Below are 12,266 nucleotides of genomic sequence, written 5' to 3' on the forward strand. Positions count from 1 at the left end.
GGTTAGGTCCACTAATCCCCGTTGGTCCTCTTTTAATCCCCGTTGAACACGATTTATTCCCCATTGCCCTAATTTTAATCCCTGTTGAACATGAATTAATCTCCGTTGGCCTAATCGATACAAAAATCAACAAAGTACAAAATCAACTAGAAGGCAGACTCACCAAGTGCCTGGCTCATCTAATGTTCAGTTCGCCTTCTTCTCATATTCCAGCACAAAAAGTGGTTCATTCTCCATCCATTCCGCGAATAGCACATCTTCAACATGGTGGATTTTTTGCTTCTCTAATTCATTTTTCAGCCACTGTTCGTCCAAGCCTGCCTCTTTTAAGTTTTTGCGAACTACTTCCCCATCAAGGATCAGGTTAACTGGCAAGGTTGGATCTTCTGCTTTGATTTTCATATCACTAAGCTTAGGAGTGTCATAATCCGCTTTGGGCAGAACACTGACCATTCCATTCGTTTCGATGATGGCAAATTCTACTTCGCGCAGTGAAAAGTATCCTTGCTGTCTAATCAGACTTTGAAGCTCATTGATATCCAGCTTTGCTTTTTTCAAAGCTTCGAACTTAATTTTCCCTTTGCGGACCACTATGTTCGGTTCGCCCTCCAGCAACTTCCGCGAACTTAGGAACTTTTGCGTAACGGTCTCTGTAACATATACAAGGACACCCCACAAGGTCACGGCAAAGGCGATTTCGCCTATCTTTACTTCATGATCATAAATTGCATTCCCTACCAGTTCACCAAGAATGATCGCCGAAATGAAGTCAAACGGAGTAATCTGGGAGAACTGCGTCTTCCCTTGTAATTTTGTCATGATAAAAAGAAATATAAATCCACTCGTCAATTCTACAGCAATTGATAAATAATGATTCAATACTCCCACTCCTTCCTTAGCCATTATGGGAAGATTTTCAGAAGTTGAACCGTTATTTCTTGAAAACTCTATAAAACGACAAATAAATCGATTTATTTGTCGGGCGATTTATTTCCACATAACGGTAAAACATGTAACTTTTATGAGGAAAAATCGTTTATAAAGATGAAAATAGCATTTCTATCTTGTACGGCCGAAGCCATAACCGGAAATTGGCCATTCAAATGAAATCAAGGGGGGTTGGGTGAATGAAAAAATGGTTGGTTTCGATGATGCTTTTAGTCTCACTGTTGTTCTTTGATGCACCTGCAGAGGCTGCTGGCGGTGACATGATTATCATCAATAAGTCTAACAATCAACTGGCTTACTACAAAAATAACAAACTGGTAAAAACGTTTAAGGTGGGTACAGGGCGGAAAGCTTCTTATACGCCTGAGGGCACGTTCAAAATTGTTAACAAAATCAAGAATCGTCCTTATTACAGCGGAAATATCCCGGGTGGATACTCTAGGAATCCGCTTGGTGACAGATGGCTCGGCATAAATGCGCGAGGAACATGGGGAACGACGTATGCCATCCACGGCAATAATAATCCTAAATCAATTGGCGGATATGTGAGTGCCGGTTGCGTCCGGATGTATGATAACGAGGTGCAGTGGCTTTATGATCAGGTGAAAGTAAATACTCCTGTTGTCATCACTACTTCCAAACAGTCCTTTAACGCGATCGCATCCGCGAATGGATATAAAGTTACAGGCCAGGCTGCAGTTCCAGTCATCGCAGCTCCAGCAAGCACTGTCCTAAAAAAAAGGAATGCGCGGCGCAGAAGTTAAACAGCTGCAACAGGCCCTCACGAATAAAGGTTACAGCACAAAAGGAATCGACGGCGTATTCGGTCCAGCTACCGAATCTGCCGTAAAGAACTTCCAAAAAGCGAAAAAACTGAAAGTAGACGGAATCGCCGGACCAGCCACCCAAAAGGCATTAGGAATGAAATAGCAAAAAGACGGTCCACCTTTTAATAGGAAGGACCGTCTTTGTTTATACACCTTTGACTAGCTCCCTCATCGAGTTCAGCTTTTCCGAAAGCTCCAGGAACCATTCTTCATCCCCAGTTGCAAGCGCTAAATCAATCAGATTTTGTATTTGTGCCTTATTTTTCACTTTAGGGTCTGGCAGTTTCCTGACTCCATTTGTGGAAATCGGAATGGTTTTGCCAACCATGGATTCGTCATCACTTGATGTAATCGTTGCATTCACCTTTTCGTCCAGAATATCAAGTGACTCTATATATCCGATGAATAATTCACCATCCCGGGATTTCCCCTTAATCCAATCGCCTACTCTTAAAATACTGTTATTATTGGACAACATATAAGTCACCTCATTCATTTAATCTGTAATATTTTTCATTACATTTATCAGCTAAGAAGTCGTGGGCTCCTTAGTCACAACAGTTTGTTTCTTTTACCAGGTCCACTATTTCTTTGATCGAATAGTGCTTCAAATATTCTCCCAAGTGTTCTTCGGCACCGAGGAAGATAGCAAACAGGACCTTGTGCATATTCGCTCCGACGACACACTTTTCATTAGAGTCAGGGCACTTTGGCTGCAGTGCACCTTCGGAGGTCAGTTTATATATATCCCAAAGGTTTACTTCATTTAGATCGAGCGCAAAAATGAATCCGCCTCCGGTTCCTTCTTTTGATTTGATAATACCATGCTTTTTTAACAAGCCCAGCACTTTGCGGATCCGCACGGGATGAACCCCTGCACTCTCTGAGATGGCTTCGCTTGTCGACATTCTGTCCGGCTGCAGTGCAAGCAGGGTTAAACTGTGAATAGCCAGGGTAAAATCGCTGTTCATTGCCGGCCTCCTAACAAAAGAACCTATTTATTATTCTATATATTACCTTTCATCCAGTCCGATATAAAGCAAAAGCATCTAGTTCGCGATACTATCCCACTCTAAGCCGGTAAATGTACGCAGCTTGCGCGGCAAGAAGCTGCGAATCTCTTCTTCATTATAACCAACCTGCAGACGTTTATGGTCCTGGATAATCGGTCGGCGAAGCATTTGTGGATTTCTTCTGATTAGTTCATATAGTTGATTCAGTGGAAGAGAGTCAATGTCCATATCCAGCTGCTTATAGGTTTTTGAGTTCGTCGAAATAATCTCTTCTGTTCCATCCTCTGTCAATCGAAGAATCGATTTGATTTCGTCAACAGTAAGTGGATCTGATACAATATTTCTTTCAATAAAATCAATTTGATGTTCCTGCAGCCATGCCTTTGCTTTCCGGCAAGACGCACAGCTTGATGTGATATATAAAGTAACCATTGATCAACAGCTCCCCCGTCTAACTGTAATAATTAAAATTACAGATAAACAACAATAGAATCTTTTTAAATATAAAAATACCGATACTGTAATATTAAACTTTACAGTTAGCAATGTCAATGGTATTTTCAAGGGCTCCCCCCCTTTTCACCACCCATTTTTTCCTGCATCTAAAAATAGGCTTATCCATTCGAAACTCTGGTGCCATCATCTCGTCAAACTATTTGAGGTGATAAAAAATGAAGAAAACAAAACGTTTCATACAGCTCGGGTTGGGCATCTTGTTGATGGTTTCATTCCTCTTTTTCGCCAACGGGTTTGGTTATGCAGATGATCATTCTCTTACTGTTAAAAAAGGTGATACACTTTACAGCATTTCAAAAAAATACAACCTGACTGTCCAGGAGCTAAAGGGTTTCAATGATTTAAAGAACAATACCATCTATATTGGGCAAAAGTTGATGCTTCCTGGCCTATCAGAATCAGAGCCGATGTATGCAGTTGTTGGAGGTTCTTTTACCAAGAAAGACAATGTAACGAAACAAATCGCTAATCTGAAAAAGAAAGGAATTGAAGCTGCCGTCATTACTAAGGTCATTAATGATAAAACTTATTACCGCATCCAGGCTGGCGTTTATTCAAAAAAGACAAATGCTGAGAAACAAATAGAGCTGTTGCGCAAAAAAGGGATTAAAGATGCTTATTTTGTAACAAGTAAGAATCTACAAGTTAATGGTGTCCACGTTGGTTCCACATACAGCCAGCTTCTTCACCAGTTCGGAAAGCCGGTAAAAACTGAGGACCAGTTGAATATCAGGTCGCTGTTTTACAATGGTGAAGGTGCCGGAGTTCGCGTGAATTTCAACATGGAGAATGGGACTGTCTTTGGACTGCAAGTCTATCCGGAATATTTAAAACTAAGCTTCCCTCCAAAAGACAAAAGCCAGGTTATTGATGTATATGGATATCCTAATGAAGTAAGTAACGTCTCCTGCTACGAAAGCGCGACTTGCGGACAGTTCATCTACCAATTTAATAAGAACCAATTAATCATCCAGTTCGACCGCGATGGAAAAACTGTTCAGTATTATGATTTAAGCAAATTACAATAGCTTACAGGCCGCCATTTGACGGTCTTTTATTTTACGGTCTTGGATAAAAAAATGCCATTTATAAATAATAATGGAGGATGTTATTAACCTGCGAAGGAGAATGTGAAGCATGAAAAAGTTATTGTTGATGGGTTTTATTTTAATATTGCCGCTAACTATGATGGCCGGATCAAACCCTGCTTACGCCAAACCACAGCACAAATGTATTTCCCAATCTGAGATAAAGTTCGAAAACGATTTCCGGAGACTATGGGTCGACCATGTTTTGTGGACAAGCAACTATATTACAAGTGCCACGACAGCAGGTGCTGAGGATCAAAAAGACGTGCTTGAAAGGCTCCTAAGAAACCAGGAGGATATCGGAAACTCAATCAAACCGGTATACGGTGAGGCAGCTGGAAACCAACTTACAGACTTGCTTAAAGAACATATTGTTATAGCTGGAGGTATTGTTGAAGCAGCTAAAAGTGGAGATAAAGCAAAGCTCGATCAGCTAAACAAAGAATGGTTTAGAAATGCTGACGATATCGCCGCTTTCCTCAGCAAAGCTAACCCAAATCTAAAAAACGAAGATGTAAAGAAGTTACTGTATACCCACCTGGAAATGGTGGCAGATGACCTTAACGCAAGCTTGAAGAAAGATTGGCAAGCACGAATTGTTTCGATCGACGACGGAATGACTCATATCATCATGATGTCTGATGCCATTTCAGATGCAGTTATAAAGCAGTTCCCTGAGAAGTTTAAGAAGTAAGCATAAGTCCGGGAAGGTTTTTAGTCAAAACCATGACAATTAAACCTTCCTGTTTTCATACACACCGTCCCTCGAACACGTACTTCTTCATTTTTCCAGAAAATCCCCCACCGCTCTACATGTTCCATAAGTTTGATGCGCCTTTGTAGCTTTAATAAGGTTTTTACTTTAGATATATTTTTATTACCAACACATATTAAAAGCTAAATATGTTACACTTTAATGATAGTGTTATATGTCTACAATACAACGGGGTGCTAATTTGGAATGTGTGCATTTAAAAGAGGTTAATGAAATTGCAAACCAGGCCAAGGGACATGGACTATATTTTTTCCAGGATCAGGAACGATATATTTCTAATGTGATTGATTTCGTCATCTCAGGATTAGAACGAAATGAGTATTCCATCATTATAGAAAATGACCGAATAACACCATTGATAATTAAAAGACTCACAGTGTTATTGAATGAAACAGTTTAGAAAAAGTGAAGTTTATCAATAATTATGACTTTTATTATGCCAAGGGGAGACTTTAGGATTAATTCAATTTTCGAATTCCTCCCGAACCTAATTGAAGGTTATTCAGAAAATATAAATGTCCGGAGCTGGGCACATGTAGAGTGGCGAGATGAGCCAGAGGTAAGCAAAAAATTAATGGGTTCTGAAAAAGAAGCTGATGTAATCGTAAACGAAACAAACCTTCTTTCTGTTTGTGCCTACGATTCTGAAAGGGTTAGTGGAGAATTCAAGGAAGGACTACTATCCTGCCACAACTTTTTTATAAATGAAAAAGAAAATGGCGTGTAAACTGACATTAGTTTTGCACGCCATTTTTTTAATTTATTATTTTCATTCAGCATCACCTAATCGGTAATTAGTAGATCATACTTATGCTAGCCTATTACTAATATAAATAAGTCGGAAACATCTGTATATTATGGTGCATTTCTCTTTAGTTGAAGATATAATCGAAAAATTGTGAGAACATTGGTATTCCAATGTAACCTATCAAGATGCCGACTAATAAAACCCAAAAATAACTCCATTTCAAAAAGCTTTTCATTTGTTTTCCTCTTTCCCGCTCTCCTACTTATTCAATAACAAAGGTATTTGATCAGTAAGGTGAAATTTTCAATGTAGCTGTTTACGCACTTCTATTAATTACGTGCCTGGATTCTTCCTGGACGTTCTCACCCTTCCTTTACCATTCTCCTTCCACATAAAAATTAAAAAACTTCAGTCACTCGACGCCCCTAAGGTGTTAATTTTTCACTTCAAAATTAATTGGTGCTGAGCTTAAACTGAACTGACTTGAGCCAACCGAGAAAGATGAAGTTTGAACAAATGCATCATATTTTCCTTCTTCCAGATTGATACCATTTAATGTTTGAGAAAACTTCTCTCCTTTTTTCATAGTGGTTTTTATATCATTAAAGTCAATTTTTTCAATTACATTTCCACCTTCATAATTCCTAATTACAATTGTGATTGTAGGTACAGAAGTAAACTCTATGTCTTTTTCACCAATATATTTTAAATAAGCACTAACTTGTATTTCTTCGTCTACTTGGTAAAGATTCTTATCTCCCTCTATAACCAAGCTGAATTGATCTATTTTCTTTTCTTCTTTAACTGGCTCATTTGATAAATTGCTATTACAGCCAACCAATAATAAAGGAATAATAATAATAAAAATAAAGCCGATGTTCTTCACATTAACCTCCAGACAATATGACTTGTTATAAAAGAAGAATTTGCCATTAAAGCCTCATGTTATTTTAAGACTATTTGTCCTTATTCTTTATCAAACTTTTGAATCCTCCGCCTATGATTTAAGTCTATAACCATTTCTCCGACACCCATTGCAATCAATCCATTCAGCAACGCAAATATCAGAAGTGCTATATCTCCACCACCATCTGATAAAAGAACCATTATAATTCCCAATATACTAAAGAAAACAAAAGCCATTCCTAATACATATAAAGCACGGCCAATAAGCAATTTTATTTCACCTCACCATTAGTCTTTCTTCTACTAAAATCCGATTATTCCATAAGCAAAACGACATAGAATGTAATCCCTTCAAGGCTTAATGCAGTCATATGTTAAATAAGCTGAGTCACCGCTTCTTCTTAATCAATTCGATTAAATAGTAGGTTTGTGATATTAGAAATGAAAGAAGAAACACAATTACTATTCCTATCGTTAATAACATATCTCCTGCGGGATCTTCACCACCCATAAAAACAGAAGCAAATATAAGATAGAGAATTATACTAACCATTAGAGTTAAGAAAAAAACGCTAACATACTTTGACACAAAACCGCTCCTCTAAGATTTCATTTTTTATATTTCAAGCAAGACCACGCGGAATCAAATAGCAATATATTAGAACTGAGTTAAGAATTATACAAATAGTGTTAACAGTGACCAAAAACAACTTGATGTTTTTTAAGGTAGACCTAACCCCAGAAATGAATAGTAGAAGAAATCCTATTTGTATTGAACCATACATAAAAACCCATATATTCCAATGAGGAAACAAGAGTAATATTGGATAGAACACTACTGCTGTGACTGCCAATAAGATTGTCAAAATACTTAATAGAACAACTGTTGTTCGGTCGTATTCTTGATATTTCACAACCTTCGCCCTCCTATTTTATACTTCCCAAGCGTCTATTTTGTCCGCACCGATCACTATAAAGTTATATAACTCAATGGACAGGCATATGGTAAATATGAAACTTTAACAAAAGGAGCTTATAATAATGAAACAAATTCTTGCATTATCAAGTTTGCTGTTATTTTGCATTTTCTTGGTCTATAACAGTCCTCAGATTTCCCAGAGATACTTTGACACAGAATCCTTAGAAACAAATGCCCGAGTTGGAACAACTGATGACATTTTAGAAACGATTTTACCTGAATTTGAATATGTACATGAAAGAGATAAGGACAAAGAAGTGGATGGTTATATCGTTGAAACGCACCGAGAGTATGAAATTCAGAGAGATGAAGATGGTAACATTATCAAGCAGATGCCTACATTAAACTTTGAATATATAAGATATAAAAAATATTAATAGGTAAAGATACTCATGCTTTGCCTATTTGTTAGTGAGCGCAGCTGACATCACCTTAGTTAAAAAATCCATATACAATCCTGATTGCATCAGATTTCGCCCCACTTATGGTCTCTTAATTAAGGACATCCATATCCTTACCCCTATCTTGCAAAGCATGTAGATTATAAAGAAGTTGGCTAAAAGCGTCCATATGTTGAGATCAACGCCACCAAAACCCCTTCCCTCATGATAAGACAAAGACGGCAATGGTAAACCGTAGTATTGAACAGAAGCATCTTCACCAACTCCAGGTACAAATGTAAGAATTATTGTTAGAGCAAGTGATGTGATTTGTAGCTTGTTAATCGTCCTCAATTTTTCACTGTCCAATTAACCACCACACTTTACTATATTCTATATCCTTCTTTAAGGATTTCACCACTGATTTATTTCTCGAAATTAACCATTTTAAAATAAATGATGGAAGAACTCACTAATCCGAATCCAAACAAAATACCTCCGCTTACCACGAAATTAATAATATAGCTTTTGACAATCAGATGATAGTAGGCTGTATCCACTTCTCCTCGACTGGCTAACCACGCATCCGCATTAGACCTTCCCAATTTAACACTAAATGCGATGAAAATAATTCCCAAGAAAACTAATAAGACACAAACTATGGCAAAACCCTGATCCTTACTAATGGCTCTAATATAGTGTTGAATATACTCATGAAAACCTTGCTATAATTAATATGGTAACGATTGCCTCAACCAAACAGTTAAGAGTGTAAATTAAAATTTCCCCACATTGAAATTAGTGTTAATACTAATTTCAATGTGGACCAGACGCATATTTCAATTCCCTTTTTTGATGATGGCTGCCCGATCCTCCATTTGCGGAGGTTCTTCCAACCAGCCGTTCTTAATCTTGATTTCAATTCCTTCCTGCGCGTAGAAAAATATATCCTTTGAAATCATGAAAGCTTTCATGGATAAGTCATTTCTTAAAGTGAAAAACGCTCCCACTCCCGCTCCGACAAGGCTAAAGCCATTTAAAATGTAAATAAAATGCATCATCAGCTTGTCTGAAAACGGTGGAATGGTTGATGCAGTGACTGTGCCTCCTAAAGCGGCTGAAGGTTGAAGATCACTCTCACGAAGAAGTTCTTCCATTATTCCAATCTGCTTTTTAGCGAGCTCTTTTCCCTTGAGAAAAAATTTCTTTGCTTCTTTATTCTGTGCACATTGCGCAAAACCGGTAATCAACTGCATGCCAATAATATTGGATTCAAGATTGTGATTGAGGATTCCAATTTCCAAATTGTTCAATACTCGCTTATCACCAAATAGCTTCATGCCCTTCATATACTTATTGCTCTCGATGATTTCTGTTGTTTTTGGCATGGTTACTTTTGGCGGCTGTGAAAGAATCCCCTTTTCCAGTAGATATAATGTTGCCAGTTTGTAAATTTTTTGAGTAACTGTCGTAAGTCCCTCATAAATCGTCATCACTCGATTGTCATAGGACATATTCATATTCAATGTATATAACCCCATGCTCACTTGCTTCAACACGCGAACAAACATGATATCAAATCCATTGTCAAAAAGTTTAGGAGCATCCAAGTGAACATCCTCTGACGTAAATCCAAGTGGCTTCACGATTCCTTGATCCTTAAAAAGAACTTCCATCTCTTTTACATAAAAATCAAGCTCCTGCCACAATCCGCCTAAAATATTTCGAGCCTGCTGATCATCAGCTTTCTCAATAAAATACTCCAAGATCCTCATGATCAAGGTTTTCTCCTGATATGTCTGCCAAAGAGTCCCGACTTCAGAAGCACTGATCGGCTTAGTTTGGACCATGCAAATGACCTCCTTACCACATTCCATTTTACTTAATACAATCTCCAATTTTATGGAAATAATCCTTATTTTTCACAAGTCTGACTCTGAAAAAGAATGGTTTTGTATTCAGACCTGGCACTTTTTGGCGGTCAGAAGAAGATTATCGGTATGCGATTAGAAATTTATAAGAAGGGTAAATTTCACAACATCAATTAGCAAGAAGAATTAGAGTCCCCTTATGGCATGCTGATTCTATAACTGGATAAGAATTCAACAAAAAGGTGCCTTAATCTTTCTTGGATTAAAGCACCGTTTAAATATTACCTTTATTTATATTTCCTACCAGTGCACTTGAAGTTTATTGCCATTCACATCAAAAAAGTGAAAAAAAGCATGTCCATTTTCCTCTTTTATATCCTCAACCGTAACACCATTTTCAATCAGGTGTGTATGGAATTTAGATAGTTCTGGACTTGTAAAACCAATGCTAAATGCTGGGGCATTCCCAATTGTAAAATGTGAGAAAGTATCATCTTCAGTAGGAACTAAAATAAGCAAAAAAGGTCCCTCATTAACTTTTATAATCGCAAATGGATCCTCAGTAATGGTTAATAATTGAAGCCCTAATATGTCTTTATACCATTGTGCAGACTGCTCTAAATTTTTTACCGGAATCCTAATATAATGTACTTGTTCAATAAATGTATTACTCATAAACTACCTCTCTTTAATTTAAGTATGGTTTATTAAGTAATTCTCTTTTCAAATCCCTTTTCCCTTCCAATTCATTGAACTAATCTACATCTAAAGTTGAAACTGCAACTTTTTAAGGAATTCAACAATAGAGCCTAAACCTTACTGCAGAGTTTCACACGATAGCTTAATAAACAAAGTGATTTCCGTATTATTTCCCTTTCCTTTTTACGGATTTTAGGTTGAGAATAAATGACCAAGCATTAGCAGTTATCAACCCAATCCAAAACACTGCAAAGTTGGAAAACAGATAACCGTTAAAAATATAGAAATATATTTCGTTGGTAAACAAAACGATTAAGAAGACATAAAAGCCAACAATACAACCTTTTTCCCAATTCTTTGTTTCCTTTTCAGTCATCTTTTTAAAAAATATCCCCATCCTGTATCCTCATTTCTGACTAGTCCTTACAAAATCCTAAATAACTACACTTGACAGCATCGAATTGGAGAAATCATTTTGCGAGTATTGATCCTGAATATCACAAATACTCTTTCTTAACCATTATATGAAAACTTCTTTCAGAATCGTTAAATCTAAAAGCAAGAGACTCTCATTCTAGTCATATCCTATCATTTAAACTGCCCTTTTTTAAAAGATAGATTGCTGTCTTGTTTTAAAAAGTTATATTGTTCTTACACTAATCACAACAATAAATTCACAAGATTCATTGCCGTTCCAAGTCAGAAAATAGATTAGTCCTCGCAAAGAATTTTTAGATTCAAGAAATATGAACAAAGCTCATTCTACCTGCTTAATAAACATGATATAACCTCTGGTAAACGTTTTTTGAAGGCTTGATAATTATGCTCGGCACCTTCTATGACTTTCAGTTCTGCCTCAATTCCTTTTTGCCTGATAATCTCAAAGATGGCCTTATTGGTTTCCAGGAATGGCCCAGCAAGTTTTTCGCCACCCTCTTTTGTGCCACAATCCAAATATACTTTTTTTAGTTGGGATAGATCTGCCATTTTCAGCAACCGCTCGATTTCTTCCTGGTTACGGTAAAAACCGGATGAAAGACCTGCGATTCTTTTAAAAATATGAGGGTAAGTGCATGCCGCATATGTTGTGACTAACGATCCTAAAGAGATGCCGGCCATATAAGTTTCATTTAAATTAGTATTATATTTCGAGTCAATGAGTGGTTTCAGTTCATTAACGATAAACTCAACATATTCCTTGCCTTTTCCGCCTTCAGAACTCGGTTTGCCAAGAAACTTTGCTGTATATTCACCGTTTATCCAGGGACAAAACTCATTCACGCGCTCTCCCGGATTCTGATCTATTGCCACCACGATTAGCTCCACATCGTTCTCATCCAGGTAGTCGTGCAGTTCAAGCGCCACACCGCTAATCGCCTCTTCATTTCCAAACACATTCTGTCCATCATGCATGTATAAAACAGGATATATATTGTCTTTCCAATCTGTCGGCAAATAGACTCTAATTTTCCTTTCCCCTTCAAACAAGGGAACTGAGAAACTTTCTATCATACTT

16 protein-coding genes are annotated in these 12,266 nt (G+C 37.4%); 7 read left to right on the forward strand and 9 right to left on the reverse strand.

What is annotated here, in order from left to right; all coding sequences use genetic code 11:
* Positions 1-186 precede the first annotated feature (186 nt).
* Positions 187-879, reverse strand: coding sequence for a DUF421 domain-containing protein (locus tag LC048_RS11360; protein WP_226601185.1), 693 nt, complete (start codon positions 877-879; stop codon positions 187-189).
* 248 nt (positions 880-1,127) lie between these two features.
* Here LC048_RS11360 and LC048_RS11365 point away from each other — a divergent pair, with 248 nt between their 5' ends.
* Positions 1,128-1,712: a L,D-transpeptidase gene (locus LC048_RS11365; protein WP_306050292.1), complete on the forward strand. Its 585-nt coding sequence runs from the start codon at positions 1,128-1,130 to the stop codon at positions 1,710-1,712.
* Positions 1,693-1,878 carry a peptidoglycan-binding domain-containing protein gene (locus LC048_RS11370; protein ID WP_306050294.1) on the forward strand — a complete coding sequence of 62 codons (186 nt, stop codon included), beginning with the start codon at positions 1,693-1,695 and terminating at the stop codon, positions 1,876-1,878. Before LC048_RS11365 ends, LC048_RS11370 begins: the two co-directional genes overlap by 20 nt.
* Before the next feature lie 42 nt (positions 1,879-1,920).
* Here LC048_RS11370 and LC048_RS11375 read toward each other — a convergent pair whose 3' ends face one another.
* The 3 genes from LC048_RS11375 to spxA all read right to left on the reverse strand — a co-directional run bounded on the left by LC048_RS11375 (position 1,921) and on the right by spxA (position 3,220).
* A complete protein-coding gene (locus tag LC048_RS11375; RefSeq protein WP_226601187.1) occupies positions 1,921-2,253 on the reverse strand; it encodes an IDEAL domain-containing protein in 333 nt (110 codons plus the stop codon).
* Positions 2,254-2,323: 70 nt separating this feature from the next.
* Complete coding sequence (locus LC048_RS11380; RefSeq protein WP_226601188.1) at positions 2,324-2,746, reverse strand: RrF2 family transcriptional regulator; 423 nt, start codon at positions 2,744-2,746, stop codon at positions 2,324-2,326.
* Between the two features lie 78 nt (positions 2,747-2,824).
* Positions 2,825-3,220: a transcriptional regulator SpxA gene (gene spxA, locus LC048_RS11385; RefSeq protein ID WP_226601189.1), complete on the reverse strand. Its 396-nt coding sequence runs from the start codon at positions 3,218-3,220 to the stop codon at positions 2,825-2,827.
* A 239-nt stretch (positions 3,221-3,459) separates the two neighbouring features.
* Between spxA and LC048_RS11390 the strand changes: the two genes are divergently transcribed.
* The 4 genes from LC048_RS11390 (at position 3,460) to LC048_RS11405 (ending at position 5,894) form a co-directional block, all read left to right on the forward strand.
* The gene (locus LC048_RS11390) at positions 3,460-4,332 is read left to right on the forward strand and encodes a LysM peptidoglycan-binding domain-containing protein (RefSeq protein ID WP_226601190.1); all 873 of its coding nucleotides are present in this window, start codon (positions 3,460-3,462) and stop codon (positions 4,330-4,332) included.
* A 109-nt stretch (positions 4,333-4,441) separates the two neighbouring features.
* Positions 4,442-5,086 carry a glycosyltransferase gene (locus tag LC048_RS11395; protein WP_226601191.1) on the forward strand — a complete coding sequence of 215 codons (645 nt, stop codon included), beginning with the start codon at positions 4,442-4,444 and terminating at the stop codon, positions 5,084-5,086.
* Between the two features lie 262 nt (positions 5,087-5,348).
* The gene (locus LC048_RS11400) at positions 5,349-5,567 is read left to right on the forward strand and encodes a DEAD/DEAH box helicase family protein (RefSeq protein ID WP_226601192.1); all 219 of its coding nucleotides are present in this window, start codon (positions 5,349-5,351) and stop codon (positions 5,565-5,567) included.
* A gap of 36 nt (positions 5,568-5,603) precedes the next feature.
* Complete coding sequence (locus LC048_RS11405) at positions 5,604-5,894, forward strand: MEDS domain-containing protein (protein WP_306050296.1); 291 nt, start codon at positions 5,604-5,606, stop codon at positions 5,892-5,894.
* Between the two features lie 454 nt (positions 5,895-6,348).
* On the opposite strand, the gene LC048_RS11410 is transcribed toward LC048_RS11405, so the two are convergent.
* Together LC048_RS11410 and LC048_RS11415 are read right to left on the reverse strand one after the other, a co-directional pair.
* Positions 6,349-6,801: a hypothetical protein gene (locus LC048_RS11410; RefSeq protein ID WP_226601194.1), complete on the reverse strand. Its 453-nt coding sequence runs from the start codon at positions 6,799-6,801 to the stop codon at positions 6,349-6,351.
* An 80-nt stretch (positions 6,802-6,881) separates the two neighbouring features.
* Positions 6,882-7,091, reverse strand: a complete 210-nt coding sequence (locus tag LC048_RS11415) for a hypothetical protein (RefSeq protein WP_226601195.1) — start codon at positions 7,089-7,091, stop codon at positions 6,882-6,884.
* Between the two features lie 771 nt (positions 7,092-7,862).
* Between LC048_RS11415 and LC048_RS11420 the strand changes: the two genes are divergently transcribed.
* Positions 7,863-8,177, forward strand: coding sequence for a hypothetical protein (locus LC048_RS11420; RefSeq protein WP_226601196.1), 315 nt, complete (start codon positions 7,863-7,865; stop codon positions 8,175-8,177).
* 842 nt (positions 8,178-9,019) lie between these two features.
* Here the strand turns inward: LC048_RS11420 and LC048_RS11425 are convergent.
* From LC048_RS11425 to LC048_RS11435, 3 genes are all read right to left on the reverse strand, one after another.
* Complete coding sequence (locus LC048_RS11425; protein ID WP_226601197.1) at positions 9,020-10,030, reverse strand: DUF3231 family protein; 1,011 nt, start codon at positions 10,028-10,030, stop codon at positions 9,020-9,022.
* Between the two features lie 321 nt (positions 10,031-10,351).
* A complete protein-coding gene (locus tag LC048_RS11430) occupies positions 10,352-10,726 on the reverse strand; it encodes a VOC family protein (RefSeq protein ID WP_226601198.1) in 375 nt (124 codons plus the stop codon).
* A gap of 786 nt (positions 10,727-11,512) precedes the next feature.
* Positions 11,513-12,262 carry an alpha/beta hydrolase gene (locus LC048_RS11435; protein ID WP_226601199.1) on the reverse strand — a complete coding sequence of 250 codons (750 nt, stop codon included), beginning with the start codon at positions 12,260-12,262 and terminating at the stop codon, positions 11,513-11,515.
* Positions 12,263-12,266 lie beyond the last annotated feature (4 nt).

This window comes from Mesobacillus subterraneus (assembly GCF_020524355.2).
In the GTDB taxonomy this organism is placed as follows: domain Bacteria; phylum Bacillota; class Bacilli; order Bacillales; family Cytobacillaceae; genus Mesobacillus; species Mesobacillus subterraneus_C.